We start from the raw sequence: 1270 nt of genomic DNA, 5'->3' as shown, positions 1-1270 counted from the left end.
TGGAACGCCAGTTACGATTGATACGAATGCTGCTGAGACGCTAACAACTTTAGTACTGAATGCGGATGATACGAATCTTGATTATACGGATGAAGATGGTGTAACGACTCAATTAGATTTTACAGCTCTGGTTCAGAACTTAGAAACCATCACTACCCTAGTGGATAACACGGATGGTACGTTTACCTATACTAATGAAGCTGGTACGCCAGTTACGATTGATACGAATGCTGCTGAGACGCTTACGACTTTAGTGCTGAATGCGGATGATACGAATTTGGATTATACCGATGAAGATGGTGTAACGACTCAGCTAGATTTTACAGCTTTAGTTCAGAACTTGGAAACCATAACGACTCTAGTGGATAACACCGATGGTACGTTTACGTATACTAATGAAGCTGGAACACCAGTCACTATTGATACGAATGCTGCTGAGACACTTACGACTTTAGTGCTGAATGCGGATGATACGAATCTTGATTATACGGATGAAGATGGTGTAACGACTCAATTAGATTTTACAGCTCTGGTTCAGAACTTAGAAACCATCACTACTCTAGTTGATAATACAGATGGTACTTTTACCTATACTAACGAAGCTGGAACACCAGTAACGATTGATACCAATGCGGCTGAGACACTTACGACTTTAGTATTAAATCCTAACAACACTAGCCTGGATTACACCGATGAAGATGGTGTTACGACTCAGCTAAATTTTACTGCTTTAGTACAAAACTTAGAGAGTCAAGATATTAGTACTGATGGTAATCCAGGTAATATTTCAATATCTAATGGTTCAACAATAAATTTAAATGTTGATGATGCTGATTCAGATTCTGCTAACGAGGTCAACACGGCTTTTGCTGTTAATGGTGCTAATCTAGAAATCACCGATTCTAATGGTACACTTTCTGTACCTTTAGCTTCAATCGGTTCAGACGATCAAACCATTACTGATTTCTCATACGATGATGTTACAAACGTATTGACCATTACTCTCGAAGATGGTAACACTTCTACTGTTAACCTTGCTGAGCTTTCTGAAACAGTTGTCGCTGGTACTGGTGCGATTACAGTAACCGATGATGGTAATGGTAACTACACCGTGAACTCTACCGATCCTGATGAATCTATTACTAACGAGGTCAACACGGCTTTTGCTGTTAATGGTGCTAATCTAGAAATCACCGATTCTAATGGTACACTTTCTGTGCCTTTAGCTTCAATCGGTTCAGACGATCAAACCATTACTGATTTCTCATAC

1 pseudogene is annotated in these 1270 nt (G+C 39.5%); it reads left to right on the top strand.

Features of this window, described 5'->3' with window-relative positions:
- Positions 1-1270 (top strand): annotated as a pseudogene (locus tag IL45_RS15080) (hypothetical protein); the annotation flags it as partial.

It is taken from the genome of Nonlabens ulvanivorans, assembly GCF_000732625.1.
Classification (GTDB): domain Bacteria; phylum Bacteroidota; class Bacteroidia; order Flavobacteriales; family Flavobacteriaceae; genus Nonlabens; species Nonlabens ulvanivorans.
Note: the sequence above shows the minus strand (reverse complement) of the source record. Positions and strands in the feature narration are given on the sequence as shown.